Annotated in this window: 14 protein-coding genes and 1 pseudogene; 8 read left to right on the top strand and 7 right to left on the bottom strand. The window is 58.1% G+C overall.

What is annotated here, in order from left to right; translation table 11 throughout:
- Positions 1 to 49: 49 nt before the first annotated feature.
- Positions 50 to 1,333 carry an alpha/beta fold hydrolase gene (locus MWU60_RS08600; RefSeq protein WP_247226841.1) on the bottom strand — a complete coding sequence of 428 codons (1,284 nt, stop codon included), beginning with the start codon at positions 1,331 to 1,333 and terminating at the stop codon, positions 50 to 52.
- Positions 1,334 to 1,453: 120 nt separating this feature from the next.
- On the opposite strand from MWU60_RS08600, the gene MWU60_RS08605 reads away from it, so the two are divergent.
- The 7 genes from MWU60_RS08605 to MWU60_RS08635 all read left to right on the top strand — a co-directional run bounded on the left by MWU60_RS08605 (position 1,454) and on the right by MWU60_RS08635 (position 8,350).
- Complete coding sequence (locus MWU60_RS08605) at positions 1,454 to 2,338, top strand: NAD(P)-dependent oxidoreductase (protein WP_247226842.1); 885 nt, start codon at positions 1,454 to 1,456, stop codon at positions 2,336 to 2,338.
- On the top strand, positions 2,338 to 3,270 hold the full coding sequence (locus MWU60_RS08610; RefSeq protein WP_247226843.1) for a 2OG-Fe(II) oxygenase family protein: 933 nt from the start codon (positions 2,338 to 2,340) through the stop codon (positions 3,268 to 3,270). Before MWU60_RS08605 ends, MWU60_RS08610 begins: the two co-directional genes overlap by 1 nt.
- Before the next feature lie 73 nt (positions 3,271 to 3,343).
- A complete protein-coding gene (locus MWU60_RS08615; protein WP_247226844.1) occupies positions 3,344 to 3,751 on the top strand; it encodes a DCC1-like thiol-disulfide oxidoreductase family protein in 408 nt (135 codons plus the stop codon).
- Positions 3,748 to 5,358, top strand: a complete 1,611-nt coding sequence (locus tag MWU60_RS19580) for an SDR family oxidoreductase (RefSeq protein WP_247226845.1) — start codon at positions 3,748 to 3,750, stop codon at positions 5,356 to 5,358. The genes MWU60_RS08615 and MWU60_RS19580 overlap by 4 nt, the downstream gene beginning before the upstream one ends.
- Before the next feature lie 53 nt (positions 5,359 to 5,411).
- Positions 5,412 to 6,062 (top strand): DUF1007 family protein, encoded by a 651-nt coding sequence (locus tag MWU60_RS08625; RefSeq protein WP_247226846.1) that lies wholly within the window; start codon positions 5,412 to 5,414, stop codon positions 6,060 to 6,062.
- A complete protein-coding gene (locus MWU60_RS08630; RefSeq protein WP_247226847.1) occupies positions 6,044 to 6,931 on the top strand; it encodes a hypothetical protein in 888 nt (295 codons plus the stop codon). The genes MWU60_RS08625 and MWU60_RS08630 overlap by 19 nt, the downstream gene beginning before the upstream one ends.
- A gap of 42 nt (positions 6,932 to 6,973) precedes the next feature.
- Positions 6,974 to 8,350, top strand: coding sequence for an MATE family efflux transporter (locus MWU60_RS08635; protein WP_247226848.1), 1,377 nt, complete (start codon positions 6,974 to 6,976; stop codon positions 8,348 to 8,350).
- Here the strand turns inward: MWU60_RS08635 and MWU60_RS08640 are convergent.
- From MWU60_RS08640 to lgt, 5 genes are all read right to left on the bottom strand, one after another.
- The gene (locus MWU60_RS08640; protein WP_247226849.1) at positions 8,333 to 9,124 is read right to left on the bottom strand and encodes a Hint domain-containing protein; all 792 of its coding nucleotides are present in this window, start codon (positions 9,122 to 9,124) and stop codon (positions 8,333 to 8,335) included. The genes MWU60_RS08635 and MWU60_RS08640 overlap by 18 nt on opposite strands.
- A 158-nt stretch (positions 9,125 to 9,282) precedes the next feature.
- Entirely contained in the window at positions 9,283 to 9,444 is a 162-nt protein-coding gene (locus MWU60_RS08645; protein ID WP_247226850.1) for a hypothetical protein, read from the bottom strand.
- 235 nt (positions 9,445 to 9,679) lie between these two features.
- Complete coding sequence (gene pgeF / locus MWU60_RS08650) at positions 9,680 to 10,435, bottom strand: peptidoglycan editing factor PgeF (RefSeq protein ID WP_247226851.1); 756 nt, start codon at positions 10,433 to 10,435, stop codon at positions 9,680 to 9,682.
- On the bottom strand, positions 10,432 to 11,490 hold the full coding sequence (locus MWU60_RS08655; RefSeq protein ID WP_247226852.1) for an SAM-dependent methyltransferase: 1,059 nt from the start codon (positions 11,488 to 11,490) through the stop codon (positions 10,432 to 10,434). The genes pgeF and MWU60_RS08655 overlap by 4 nt, the downstream gene beginning before the upstream one ends.
- Positions 11,487 to 12,365 carry a prolipoprotein diacylglyceryl transferase gene (lgt, locus tag MWU60_RS08660; RefSeq protein ID WP_247226853.1) on the bottom strand — a complete coding sequence of 293 codons (879 nt, stop codon included), beginning with the start codon at positions 12,363 to 12,365 and terminating at the stop codon, positions 11,487 to 11,489. Before lgt ends, MWU60_RS08655 begins: the two co-directional genes overlap by 4 nt.
- Before the next feature lie 107 nt (positions 12,366 to 12,472).
- Here lgt and MWU60_RS08665 point away from each other — a divergent pair, with 107 nt between their 5' ends.
- Positions 12,473 to 12,718: an accessory factor UbiK family protein gene (locus MWU60_RS08665; protein ID WP_247226854.1), complete on the top strand. Its 246-nt coding sequence runs from the start codon at positions 12,473 to 12,475 to the stop codon at positions 12,716 to 12,718.
- Positions 12,719 to 12,941: 223 nt separating this feature from the next.
- Here the strand turns inward: MWU60_RS08665 and MWU60_RS08670 are convergent.
- Positions 12,942 to 14,268, bottom strand: a pseudogene (locus MWU60_RS08670) (IS1182 family transposase).
- Positions 14,269 to 14,343: the final 75 nt, after the last annotated feature.

The following is a 14,343-nucleotide window of genomic DNA, read 5'->3' on the forward strand; positions in this document are numbered from 1 at the left end:
GGATCAGAAGATGGTGTTCACGCGTAAACGCAAGGATTAACCGCCTCTTTTATTCGCCGCCCGCTTTTGTTTCAAACCGTAGGCCCGCCGCCGTCCGGTTTGGAAAGCCCGTCCAATAGCTGTGCTCGGGTGTTTGCACACCATCATCATCAACCGACCAGAGCCCATCGGTCGCCACAGGTGTCAGATCAAAGTAGCGCGCCTTTTCCTCATCCCCCTTAAGATGCATATCAAGGTATCCGGTCACAAAATGCTGGCTGATATTGTTCATCCGCACATTGTCCCAGACCGCATCGGCGTAGTGGTCAAACGGCGCATACCCCAGTTCTTCGGACACCGCATAGCTTTCGGCGGGGGCGGGCATCGGGGCGCCGGCGTTGTGGTTGGCTTGCGCGAACGTCAGCAGGTGCCGTGTGGTGTTGATCGTTTCATCAAAGATCGCGCGCATGGCTGAATACTGCGATACATCATCAATCTCACCAGCGATCAGCATCAGCGGCTTGTCGATCCCGGCCCAGCTTTCCGCGTCCCAGAACCCGGTGTTGTTGCCCCACGGCCCAAAAGCCACGATGGCTTTCACCCGGTCGTCCTTTAAAGAGTTGTGGCTTTCGGTGCCCATCAGGTTACGCTCCAGCAGCCCTTGCGGCGCGCCCCATTCATATGTGGTGCTGAGCAGGGTCACACCTGCACCTGCGTAGATCAATGCGCCGTAGCCGCCCATCGAATAGCCCACAATGGCGACGTTATCGTCTTGCACAATGCGGCCAAGATCACCCTCTAGCGCGGTGACGCTGTCGATCACAAAGCGCTGATCCCATGGGCGGTTCACCAGCGTCGACCCAAAGGCCGTCTGATCGTCATAAGTGCTGTCGGGGTGGTCGATTGAGGCCACAACATAGCCCTTTGAAGCAAGATTTTCGGCCAATGGCGACATCAGGTAGCGGTTCCCCGGATAGCCGTGAGAGATGATCACCAGCGGAAATGTCTCGGACGTATCAGGTGCCGCATCGCGGGCCGCTTGGCCAACAAGCGTGGCCTCGGTCACGCCGTCGCGGATCAGGGCGGTGTAGGTTCCGCCGGGCTCTGTGTCGTCCGTGGCGGGGTACCAAATCTCAACCGTGATTTCGCGGTCATAGCGCGGCGGCTCGCCGGTTTCGTCTGTGTTCACGATGTCGATTTGATCGCGGTTCGTGAAGGTCATCGTGGTCACGCCGATCTTGTGATCGCCAAAAGCGGCCAGCGCTGGTGCATCTGGGCGCACGACATCGATGCGGTTCTCGGCCTGGCTCGCCGTTGCGGCTATGATACCAATGGCTGCCGTGATCCTTCGCATAAGATGTTCCTTCTATGGGATGTTATGGGTTGCGCTTAACGTATAGGGCAACTTCAGGAATGAATAGTCATTGCGGTTACCTCTTGGCGGATTAATCTGGCGGGCAAAAGGAGAAACAGCATGCGCGTATTTTTCACTGGTGGCAGCGGCAAGGCTGGCAAACATGCGATCACTTATTTGCAAGGGCAGGGCCACCATGTTGTCAATGCGGACCGCGTCCCCTCTGGTCTGGATGTGTCCGAATTGCTGATTGATCTGTGCGATGCCGGACAGGTCATTGGTGCGATGTCACAGTTTACAGACTTTGATGAGTTGGACGCAGGCACAGGCGTGCCGACCTATGACGCTGTTGTGCATTTCGCTGCTGTCCCTCGCGTGATGATCGGCACCGATGGTGAGTGTTTCCGCCAGAATACCCTGAGCACCTACAACGTGATTGAGGCGGCGGTAAAGCTGGGTATCCCCAAGGTCATTTTTGCCAGCTCCGAGACGACATATGCCGTCTGTTTTGCCGATGGCGAGGTCAAACCGGACTATGTGCCGATTGATGAAGATCACCCGACGGTCCCCCATGACAGCTATGCGATGTCGAAGGTCTGCAATGAGGCGACGGCGCGATCTTTTCAGGCACGCAGCGGTGCCGATATCTATGGGTTGCGCATTAATAACGTGATCGAACCGCATGAATATGCTGAAAACTTCCCAGTCTTTATGAAGGACCCGGCCACCCGTCGCCGTAATATCTTTGCCTATATTGATGCGCGTGATCTGGGGCATATGGTCGATTGCTGTCTGCGGACCGATGGGCTGGGCTACGAGGTCTTTAACGTGGCCAACGATGATATGTCGGTCGGGATCACGTCTGATGAGGTGATTGCGCGGTTTTATGATGGCGTGCCAGTGAAACGGCAGATGCGCCCCGATGAGACGTTTTATGCCAATGACAAAGCCAGGCGCATGGTTGGCTTTGCGCCTAAGCATTCTTGGCGCGAGGTGCTGGGCTGATGCTTTCCCGGTTTGATTTGGCCGCCTTTGAGACCGCGCATCAAGATGCACGCCACGATATGGCGCGCAAGCTGGATCAAATCTGCCGTGACACCGGGTTTCTGGTGCTGGAAGGCCATGGCGTTGCGCCAGAAACTATCGCGGATGTCTGGCGGGTCGCAGAGGCATTTTTTGCCCAAAAGCCCGAGGCCAAGCGATCAGTTGCGCCACCCTATCAAGGCTATCCTTACGGATATCTAGGTCCTGATGCTGAGGCCCTGGCCCGCTCCAAGGGCGAGGACACGCCGCCTGATTTAAAAGAAAGCTTCAACGGCGGCCCGTTGCGTGTACCGGCAGATGCGAGTGCTGCGGCAATGGGTTTTTGCTATCAGCCGACGCTGTGGCCGGACGTGCCGGGTTTTCGTGCGGCGTGGGAAGCGTACTATGCCGCGATGGAGGAGTTGGCGGCGCGTGTCATGCGCGCTTTTGCCGTGGCTTTGGACCTGTCCGATCATCACTTTGATCCGTTCATTGCCCACCCGATTTCTGCACTGCGCGCGCTGCATTATCCAGCGACGGTGGATATGCCTTTGGATAAGCAACAGCGTGCGGGGGCCCACACCGACTATGGCTCGCTGACCATCCTGCTGCCGCAGCCGGGCAGTCAGGGCCTGCAAGTGAAGCAGGGCGACACTTGGGTTGATGTGCCCGCCCCTGAAGGTGCTTTTGTCATCAACATTGGCGATCTGATGGCGCGTTGGACAGCCGATCGTTGGGTCAGCACGCTGCACCGGGTGGTCGCAAAACCGGGGCAGCCCGCGCGTCAATCGCTGGCGTTCTTTCATCAACCGGATTGGGATTCTGAGATCGTGCCGTTGGATGGATCGGATGCTTATCCGGCGGTGCGCTCCGGCCCTTACTTGATGGATAAATTTCAGGCTACCGGCGTTTAGCCGCAGAACGGTGAAATCCGCTGGTCTGCCGCCGTTCCAGTGCTACCTTCAAACCCAGTAAGGATTGCCCGGCATGACCCCCACCGATCACCCGATTGCTGTAATGGATGCGACCTGCGCTTTGTGCAGTTGGGGTGCGCGGATGATCCACAGGCTTGATCGGTCAGGCGAGATCATGATCGCGCCGATCCAGTCTGAGACTGGGGCGGCGTTGATGCGCGAAAATGATCTGGACCCGCTTGATCCTGACACATGGCTATTCATCGAAGATGGCGCGGTCTGGCGCGACTTTGATGCGCTGATCCGGGTGGGTCAAAGATCGGGCGGGGTGGGGCGGCTGCTGATCGGTTTGAAACTGCTACCGCCGTCGCTGCGGAATTGGCTGTATCAGCGGATCGCCCGCAATCGCTATGCGATGTTAGGACGGGGCGATATGTGCGCTTTGCCTGATCCAGCTTTCCGGGCGCGGTTGCTGTCGTGAAGGTTATTGTGATTGGGGGTTCGGGCGTGTTTGGGTCGCGCCTCGTGCGATTGCTGGTGCGCGATGGGCATGAGGTTGTTGTCGCGGCGCGCTCAGCCGCTGCCGCGCAAAATCTGGCAGAGACCGTTGGCGCGACGTGCATGAGCTTTGATCGCAACGGAGATTTGGACGCACTCTGGCGCGTACAACCTGATGTTGTCGTTGATGCAGCCGGTCCGTTTCACGCTTACGGCGATGATCGCTATCGTCTGCCACGCGCCTGTATCGCCCAAGGTGTGCACTATCTTGATCTGTCGGACGATCTGGCGTTTTGCGCCGAGATTTCCGCGTTGGACCAACAGGCGCAGGCGGCAGGGGTCTTTGTGCTGTCAGGCGTGTCCAGCGTACCTGCCATATCGTCTGCGGCGGTCACCGCACTCAGCGTGGATGCCACCGCCGTCGACACCATCAGTTCCGCCATCCTGCCCGGCAATCGCGCGCCACGTGGCGCATCGGTCGTGCAAAGTATCCTGTCGCAATGTGGCCAGCCGATGGATGTTCCGGTAGATGGTGCCATCGTCGCACAACGCAGTTGGTCTTTGCCCGAAAGCTTCGATCTGGGGCAGGGAATGCGGCGCAAGGGCTGGGTCATTTCCGTGCCGGATCAAGGGCTCTTTGCGGATGCATTTGGTGCGCGCACTGTAGCGTTTCGAGCGGGGCTTGAGCTTGGGGTGATGAACCACACATTGGCCGTTTTTTCCGCGTTGCGGGCGCAGTTTGGTTTTGGGGCACCTGCGTGGCTCGGGCGTCTGACCCTTTGGTTGTCAAAGTGCTTGTGGTGGTTTGGTACCGACGCAGGTGGGATGATCGTGGATGTCCGCGTGAACACATCGGATGGATGGCAGCGCAGAACATGGCGGATGCGCGTGAACGCGGGCGATGGGCCGTTTATCCCGGCGGTGCCAGCGCGTGTGATCCTGCGCGACCCACAGGATATCGCGTCAGGTGCGCGACCCGCGGTATCGGTTGTGTCTCTGGCCGCTCTTGAACAAGGAATGGAGGATCTCGCGGTGCAAACAGAGATCGCAAAACAAGATATCATCCCGCTGTTCCCCAGCTTTCTGGGTGAGGACTATGCGGCATTGCCTGCCGCCGTCCGTGATCTGCACGATGTTCCAGCACCCCGCCGTTGGGCAGGGCGGGCAAAGGTCACGCGTGGCGGGTCGCTCTGGGCGCGTCTGATCGCGGGTATCTTCGGCTTCCCACCTGCAACCGAAGATACGCCCGTCACCGTTATCATGACCCCGCAAGAGGGTGGTGAGTTGTGGGAAAGGCAGTTTGGTAACAAACGGTTCGGGTCGTTCCTTCAGGTGGCAGATGGCCATATGACGGAACGGTTCGGGCCTCTCACCTTTACGCTGGGGCTGCATGTCGCGGATGGCCAACTGCATTTTCCGGTGCGGTCAGGACGCATCGGCCCGGTTCGATTTCCCCGCTTTCTGCTACCTGTCAGCATTGCGCGCGAATACGAGGCGGAGGGGCGGTTTCACTTTGATGTGGCCCTCAAGGCGCCGCTGACCGGGGCATTGATGGTTCACTATCAGGGGTGGCTTAAGCGGGATATGTAGCATGTGGCACCGGGTCCATTGTCGCGCCTGCAATCCCGCCTTACATAGACTGCATGCGTCTGACCTTTCCCCTGATCGCCGCAATGGCACTGCCTGCGTCCTCCACCGCGCATCCGCATGTGTTTGTCGAAGCGCAGGTCACCGTGGTCTTTGCAGGTGATGGTGCGGTCGGGGTCAAACTGGATTGGTTTTACGATGATTTTTTCTCGCTTTTGGTGACCACTGATCTGGGCATTGATATGGACGGGGATCTGATCTTGACGGCGGCAGAGCAAAGCCTTTTGGACAGCCAAATCGCAACATGGCCGCCCGATTATGGCGGTGATCTTGAAGTGTCACAGGCGGGCGAAGTGCTGCCCTTGGCCCAGAAACAGAACCACAGCATGACCTATGCCGAAGGGCTGTTTCATGAGGCGCATTTGCGCCCAGTGCCGCAAATTGCTGATCCTGACGCACCACTGCAAATCCGCGTGTTCGATCCAACGTTCTACACAGCCTATGATCTGCGCCCAGACGTGTTGATCGAAGGGCGCCCGGATTGCACGGTCGAGATTATCCCGGCCGATATTGATGCCGCCTACGCCTTGGCCGAAAGCCTGCTGGACGGGCGGGACCCAAACACTGTGGGTCCCGATGATTACTTTCCTGAAATTGGTGATGCTTTCGCCGACACGATTGTTGTGACATGCGCTGGCCCGCTTTGATTCTGGCGACATTGGGTGCGCTTGCGCTTTGGCTTTGGGGTTTTGGCGGAGCGGATCAGGTGATGCGTTTGGCCTCTGACACCCAACGCGATGTGCAAAATGCGATGGCGGGCGCACTGCGGGGATTGCGGGCGGGTGACTCTGGCGCGCTGGCAACCCTCTGGGGCCTGTGCTTTGCTTACGGCTTTGTGCATGCCGCAGGGCCGGGTCATGGCAAATTGATCATTGGCGGTTATGCAGCCGGCACTCGCGTTCCGGCAAAGCGGCTGGCGGGATTGGCGCTGGGCGCGTCACTGGCGCAGGCGGTCACCGCGATCTTATTGGTCTATGTGGCCGTTTTCCTGCTGGGCTGGGGGCGGGAGCAGATGACCGGCGTCGCCGATGATGTGCTTGCCCCGCTCAGTTATGGTTTGATCGGCTTGGTCGGTCTGTGGTTGCTGATACGTGGTGTCCGGCATCTGCGGCCCACACATGACCATGCTCATGAAGGTCACGATGAGGCGGCCTGTTCGTCGTGCGGGCATGCCCATGGGCCCACGCTGGAGCAGGCTCAAACAGTACGGTCTTGGCGTGATGCATTGGTTGTGATCGGCACGATTGCGGTGCGGCCTTGCACGGGTGCGTTGTTCCTGCTGATCCTGACGTGGCGCTTGGGCATTGATTGGGCCGGGATCATCGGTGCACTTGTCATGGGGTTGGGCACCGCCAGTATCACGGTCTTGGTCGCTTTTGCCGCCGTCGGGTTTCGCGAAAGCGCTTTGCAATTGGTCAGCCACAGTGCTGTCGCACGCACGCTGGCATGGGCCGAAATTCTAGCTGGTGGGATCGTGATGATCCTTGCTGCGCAATTGGTGCTGCGCGCGATCTGATAGGGCTTTACCCAAGTACAGATCAGGCCTAAGCCTGAGCCCATGCAACTCATCGCACAGACATATCAGGACCACAGCCGTGCGATCTGGACGCTGGGCATGCCGCTGATCCTCAGCAATCTGGCGCAGTTTGCGATCCATATCACGGATACGGTGATGCTGGGGTGGTACGATGTCACGGCCTTGGCGGCCTCGACCATCGCAGGCACCTTGTTCTTTGTGATCTTTATCGTGGGGGCGGGCTTTGCACAGGCAGTGACGCCGCTGGTCGCGGCAGCGGCCGAGGAGAACGACGACGTGCAAGTGCGCCGCGTGACGCGTATGGGGCTATGGCTGTCGATCTTTTATGGGCTTGTCGTGACGATCCCGTTTTTCTGGGCCGAAGACATCCTGATCGCGATCGGTCAGGACGCGGAAGTCGCGGGCCTTGCCCATATCTATTTGCAGATCGTGATCTGGCAGATGATCCCCGCGCTGATTGTCATGACGCTCAAGGCGTTTCTGGCCGCGATGGAGCATACGGCCATCATCCTTTGGGCCACGATTGGTACGGCTGTGTTGAACGGTTTCATCAACTACGCGCTGATTTTTGGCAATTGGGGCATGCCGGAGTTGGGGATCAAGGGGGCTGCGATTGCGTCGCTCACTGTCAATTTGATCACGGTACTTATTTTGGTGGTCTACATCACGAAGGTCTTGCCGCAGTTTGAACTCTTCAAGAACTTCTGGCGCAGCGATAGCGAGATACTTAAGCGCGTGTTCAGGCTGGGTTGGCCGATTGGGTTGACCTCTTTGGCCGAGGGCGGTCTTTTCAGCGCCTCTGCTGTGATGATGGGCTGGATCGGCGCGATTGAGCTGGCCGCACATGGTATTGCCATTCAATTGGCAAGCCTGACATTCATGGTTCATATCGGGTTCAGTCAGGCCGCGACAGTGCGGGCAGGGCGCGCGCTTGGGCGCAAGGACGAGATATCACTGCGGCGCGGGGGAATCACGGCGATTGGGATGTCGGCGCTTTTCGCGGTGCTGACCTCAATTGTGTTTCTGGCACTGCCGGAAACGCTTGTGTCGCTGTTCATTGACCCCAATGAGCCTGAGCGGGCGACGTTGCTGCGGATCGGTGCAAGCCTGATCATGGTTGCGGCCTTGTTCCAACTGGTTGATGGATTGCAGGTGCTGGCTCTGGGCCTGCTCCGCGGTGTGCAGGACACGACTGTGCCGATGATCATGGCAACGATCAGCTATTGGGTGATTGGTTTGCCAGCCAGCTATCTGCTGGCCTTTACCTTTGGACTGGGCGGGGTCGGGCTTTGGCTGGGCCTTGTGATCGGTTTGGCCGTGGCGGCTGTGCTGCTGCTATGGCGGTTCTGGGGACGGTCGGTCAAGATTGTCCCCCGGACATCACCCCAGCAGGTCTAGGTCACGCATCCGCAGGCGCGGGTAGTCCATCAGGCCGAATTCCTCAAAAGAGCGCTTGTGCGGGAACAGCGACAGGTATTCGCGCAGCGCATCGCCCCGCAGACCAAGGTTAAACGCCGTTCCGGGGTGAAGTGTTTCGACCTCAACACCATTGACACTGAGCGACCGTTGCCCTGCAAAACCGAACTGAAAAACGCTGACGGGGCTAGTGGGGCGCAGCGACAGGACGGTGTTACCATCAATGAAATCCGTTGCGGGAATAAACGCCGCGTCAGAGCCGGTGACCTTGCGGATGCCACTGGCGCGATGCAAAAGCCGCGCGGCGGGGCCAAGAACAAGGTCTTGGTTCGGGCGGTTATATCCCAAAGCATCGGATGTGACGCGGGTCAGCAGCATGACCTTATTGTCGCTACCTTCTTCAGGGGGCGAGATCGTTATTCGTCCGCGCCACAGCAGCGTTTCGAACTGTCCATCACTTAGTCGAACTTCATCGCCGGGCAGGACGTCTTCAACTGACATATGGCCATTTTGGGTTTGGACGATGGCGTTATGGCCAAGTGCGGAAAACGCGTCTTCGAAGGCAGGATGCGCGCGGGCAATGGTGGTGTATTCGTTAAAGCGGTGGTCTGCGTCCAAGTACATGATCTCATACTTGCGCTGGGCGGCTTGCGTGTCTGTTTGCTGCGCATGCTGCCGCTGGGCCGGGGTGCGTCTGATCTGTTGACTGAAAATATCAACAGAGCGGGGTGCTGCAGGAGAGACGGACTGGTCCATACGAAAGCCTCTTAGGTCTGACGGTCTGTGCTGGCGCCACCAACAACGGACGGAAAAACTATTCACTCGGAAAATGAATCGCCGCTAGATGGCGATAGTAACTGATGCGACCCGCAAACTGGATTTGGTTTGCGTAAGTGTGGGCGGGTCGAAAACGCTTAAGCGGTGCTGACTTTGACCTTGCGCGGCTCAGCGGTGTCATTCGCCTGTTGCGCACGCCGTGCGATCATTGCATTGCGGACATCGCCCCGTGCCCAAGGCATTGGTGTGTCATAGGCTGCAACGGCTGCTTCAAGTGATTTCTGCCAACGGCTTTTCATTGTGATACCTCTTTTCGCTGCACCCTTTGTTGAGTGCGATTAATGGTATCTTCCGCGACCAAACTGGCGAGAGTTTGACCAAGGAGAGAAATATGCCACCCGACTTCATTAACGTTGGGGAAGTGATTTAAGCATATGAAATTATTTGAATTATTTAGATGGGGGTATGAAAGGGCGTTGCGCTACATTAACAAACCGGGGCAGTTCATGCCTCATTTAGTTAAACACTGAAGGGTCAGAGCCGGATCGCCGCAATCAATCTGCCATAATCAGCCTGCTTTTGGTGCACAGACCGACGATAGCTGTAGAATCGCGTGGGATCGTCATAGGTGCAATGATGCGTCCAGGCCGCGCGCTTGATCCCTGCCTGCTTAAGTTGATCCAAACCAAAGGCTGGCAAGTCAAAATGGAACCTGTCGGCTTTACCCGGCACAAAGAAGCGATCAAAGCTGGCGTTGGCCGCAATGAATGTTTCGCGAAAGTCCGGTCCGACCTCATAGTTGGCCTGGCTGATGGATGGCCCGATCACGGCTGTCATGTTGTCACGCACAGCGCCCAACGCTTCCATCTGCTCAATTGTGGCCTCCAGCACGCCGTGCAGCGCGCCCTTCCATCCCGCGTGCGCCGCCCCAATGACGCGAGCCTTTGCATCCGCAAAAAGGACCGGCTGACAATCGGCGGTCAGAATCGCCAAGGCAACCCCTTCGGTGGCCGTCACCAAACCATCGGCTTTGGGGGCCGGGGTGACAGGTCCTGTGACGGCAACAGCATCAGCAGAGTGAATCTGATGCACTCCCACCAGATGATCCGGATCCACATGCAGCATCTTTGCCACCCGCCCGCGGTTGATCGCTACGATTTCATGCTGATCAGAGCTGCCAAAGCCGCAGTTCAGCCCCGCAAAGACCCCCGACGAGGCACCTCCCAAACGGGTGAAAAACCCGTGCGGCGTGCCTTCCAAAAGTGGATCGGTGATAATGTCGAGTGTCATGGTTCCAGTCCGGGTGGTGGTGTGGCGGTGGAAGGATAGATACTGATCACTTTGAAAAGGTCACCCATTTCGGCAGGGTGGGTCAAGCGCCGATGTGCGGCGATATGTGATGTCAGGGCGTCGCCTGACAGTTTTGCGGCCAACGCCTGCGCGCGCTGCGTGATGCCAAGCCTTTCGAGGAATACGCCTTGGGTTGTCAGACCGGTGAACTTGGCAGGACCAGCGTTGGCTGCGACGGCGGCAAAATCGACATGTGCGGTCAGGTCCGCGTTTCCGGGTGCCGCCAGCGGATCGGCATGGTCTTGCGATTTCAGCGCCTGAAAGGTGTCGCCCAAAGACTGCCAGTCGCCGTAGTCGATAATCAGGGCGCAGCCACCGTGGGTTTCAATCTTGCTGCCGATGGTTGACATGATGGATGGCAGGGCCACGCAATGCTCAACCAGATCGCCGTTTTTGGTGTCACCCAAGCGGTCTTCAAGCAAGGCGATGGGGGCAGGGTCCGACAGTCCGAAACTGAGCGCACCATCAGTGACACCAATCATCTTTTCGCGCCAGCCGTCTCCTTCACGCATGAACTGGCGGATGGGCAGCGCATCAAAGAATTCATTCGCAATAAGGTAAAGCGGCGCTTGGGGCAGCGTAGTGACGCTATCGTGCCAGTTGGCGTCAGAGATCAGTTTGGCTTGTTCCGCGCGCAAGTGGGGCGAGGTTTCCACCAAATGGATGGAGGCGGCGTCATGAAACCCCGGCACCGCCTTCGTCGCGCGCAGTGCATCCGCCATCAATGTGCCGCGTCCGGGCCCAAGCTCGGCTAATGTGATCCGCGATGGTTGTCCTTGGTCGATCCAAGCCTGCGCCAGTGACAGGCCGATGAGTTCGCCAAACATCTGGCTGATTTCCGGGGCGGTTGTGAAATCCCCCGCAGCACCAAAGGGATCGCGTGTGGCGTAGTATCCGTGCTGCGGATGCATCAGGCAATCGGCCATATACTCCGCCAGACTGATCGGGCCAGTCCGGGCGATCCGGGCGATCAGGAGATCACCCAAGGCGGTCATCTGCGGGCGGCTATGATGACGACAGTCAGACCGACAAGGATCATCGGCAAAGTCAACGTCTGGCCCATGGTCAGGCCATAGCCGTTCACATGGAACGCCAGTCCTAATTCATTGCCAACACTCGTGAATTGTTCGTCGGGTTGGCGCACGAACTCTACCAGGAACCGGGCGATGCCGTAGCCCATGAAGAAAATGCCCGAAAGCAGCCATGGCTTTTTCAGCGCGCCAAAACGGAAGGCGAGCAGGATCAGGATCGTGCCCAAGAGCAGCCCCTCCAGCCCCGCTTCATAAAGTTGCGAAGGGTGGCGCACGCAGGGTTCTAGTGCCGTCGCACAGGCTTGGGCCGCTTGGCCGGGAAAGATCACGCCCCATGGGACATCTGTTTGCCGTCCCCAAAGTTCTGCATTGATGAAGTTCGCGATCCGCACCAGCAGCACCGCAGGGGTGGCCGCGGCGGCGATGATATCGGCCAGATCGGGCAGGGGGACTTTGTGGCGACGGCTGAACAGGAACACCGCGATGACGACGCCGAGGAAACCACCGTGGAACGACAACCCGCCTTCCCAGATTTTGAAGATATCGAGGGGTGCGGCCAGGAAGTCTGCGGGTTTGTAGAAGAAGACATACCCCAAGCGCCCGCCGCCAATCACGCCGACAACGATATAGGTCAGCAGGTCTTCGAGTTGGGACGCCTTCATCGGTGGGCCGTTCCGCCACAAGCCGGGCCGGTTCAGCGCCAGCTTGATGATCTGCCACCCAATCGCGATCCCCACGATATAAGCCATGGCATACCAGCGCAGAGCGATGCTGAACCCAAAGACGGTAAACGAGAAAATCTCGGGCGAGATATCGGGGAAAGGGATGGCTGCAAACATGGCGCTATTCCTTGTCTGCGGGTGCGGCAAAGTCAACCGCCCCAGCCCCTGCTTGTAGCGCAGACCGCGAAAGCCCATATAAAGGTCAAGCAGAGATGGAGAGTACCATGCAGAACAACAACAAAATCCTCGACGATATCAGCCAATTGATGACCAACGCGATGGGCGTCGCCCAAGGCGCGCGGGATGAGGCAAATACAGCAATGAAGTCCATGATGGACCGCTGGCTGGCCGACCGCGATTTCGTGACCCGAGAAGAGTTCGACGCGGTGCGCGCAATGGCGCAGAAAGCGCGGGAAGAGAATGAGGCGCTGGCGGCGCGGTTGGCGGCGCTTGAGGCGAAGAAGAAGTAGATCGGGGTTTAACCTAACTCTTGCAAACGTTGTGTGGCGGTGAGAACCCCGCCTTACACTTAAGGCCGGTGAGATTCACTGAAACGGTTACGCACAGCTACGTGTTGAATGCGACAAGTTACGCATGCGCGGCGAAGGTCGGCTTAGAGCTGATTCTGTGGAAAAACAACGTGTTGCGGGCGCAGAAAGTAGCGGCATGAACTGGGCGCAAATGCCTTTCTGATTAAGCTTTGCGCGTTTGCTGCGGTGCGGGAAAGATCTTGGCCAGTTTCCGGATGTTTTGGGCGGTGGCGGCGAGCAGGAATTCGTCGTTTGTGCCGCATGGACCACGTAATCGGAGACGTCCCAGTCCGAGGATGCGTTTGAGGTGGGCAAAGAGCATCTCGACCTTCTTTCTGAGCTTTGATGAGACTTTGTACTGGCGCGTTTTTCTGATGGCACGGGCGACATCTCTGGCGTCTTCATGTTCTTCACGGGTGATCTTGCGCGCATCGGCTTTTGGGCAGCACTTCATCTTTGATGGGCACGCCTGACAGGTGTGTTTGAGGGCCTGATACTTGGCCACGCCTTTGCCGGTTGGCCCACGATTGGGATCGGAGTAGTTCCGGCGGAACTGCTTAAGCGCTTCGCCCTCAGGGCAAATGTACTGGTTGTTCGCGGCATCCCATTCGAAGTCCGCGCGGGACCATGTGCCGTCAGTACGTCCCGCTTTGTCGATGACCGGGATGTGCGGTGCGATCTTGCGCTTCACCAGCCAATCCAACATTGGGCCAGAACCGTAGGCGGTGTCCGCGATCAGCCGTTCGGGATGTAGATCGAACTTGTCTTTAACCCGCTTCAGCATGGTCTTCGTCGATCCAACCTCGGCCTGTCNTATCAGAATAGCTAAAGAAAGCAGGGCCTTTGCGGGCCGCTGTCCATTGGCTCGCGGGATCCGAGAACGAGGTGAACTTGGGCTGCACCTCGCTCGCCGCGCCGAAAGCGGCCTCATCCAGCGTGTCGAGATACTCCTTCACGGCGCGTGGCGCGGCATCGACATCAATGCGGTTGGCGTCCCATTCTTCTTTTGGTGCAGAATACTGCCGGTTGGCATCCGCCTCTATCAAGCTGGCATCAACAGCCATGCGTTGGCCGCTGACCAGACCTTCTTCGATGCAGCGGGCAACGGTCGTCTCGAACAGGTGACGCAGCAGTTCGCTCTCGCGGAAGCGGCCATGCCGGTTCTTAGAAAAGGTAGAGTGGTCAGGAATGCGATCATTCAGATCGAGCCGACAGAACCAGCGGTAGGCCAGGTTCAAATGCACCTCCTCGCAGAGTCGCCGTTCCGACCGGATGCCAAAGCAATAGCCAACCAGCAGCATCCGGATCAGCAGTTCGGGATCGACAGACGGACGCCCTGTATGGCTGTAGAAGTCCGACAGATGCGCCCGGATGCTGCTCAGATCGACAAACCGATCAATCGACCTCAGTAGGTGATCTTGGGGCACATGGCCTTCTAGCGAGAACTCGTAGAACAGCGCAGCTTGCGCTTCCTGCTTCGGTCCCATCATCGCCAATCCCTCCATCTAGGAAGAATTGAATCAGCAACTTAGGCTGCGATCAACAAAGAGTTTTTCAACGAAATA

The sequence above is a fragment of the Yoonia sp. F2084L genome (assembly GCF_023015625.1).
Taxonomy (GTDB): domain Bacteria; phylum Pseudomonadota; class Alphaproteobacteria; order Rhodobacterales; family Rhodobacteraceae; genus Yoonia.